The 277-nt window shown below is 50.2% G+C and carries 1 pseudogene; it reads left to right on the top strand.

The window, feature by feature from the left end:
* Positions 1-238: pseudogene (locus tag SB764_RS39770) on the top strand (ATP-dependent acyl-CoA ligase); the annotation flags it as partial.
* Positions 239-277: the final 39 nt, after the last annotated feature.

Here is a 277-nt window from a genome sequence, read left to right as displayed (position 1 = left end):
ATGCATCGTCGCAGACGCAGGCGAAACACCTGAAAATGTTTTGCGCTACCTCGCGGACCGTCTGCCGCACTTTATGATGCCACGGTACATCGAAATGCGTGAGAGCCTGCCGAGGACTTCTACAAACAAAGTAAGAAAGCGCGAACTACGCGAATCTGGTATCTCTGAAGAGACATGGGATCGACAAGCGTCCGGGATACGACTGAAAGATCTTTATAGGTCCGCTCAACCCAAATAGAGTTCGGATTACGAGATAAATTGCCGTTGTTCACTGGGC

Origin of the sequence: Paraburkholderia sp. SIMBA_027 (assembly GCF_046535315.1) — a bacterium.
GTDB lineage: Bacteria > Pseudomonadota > Gammaproteobacteria > Burkholderiales > Burkholderiaceae > Paraburkholderia > Paraburkholderia tropica.
The sequence above is the reverse complement of the archived record's forward strand: the minus strand, read 5'-3'. Positions and strand labels throughout refer to the sequence as shown.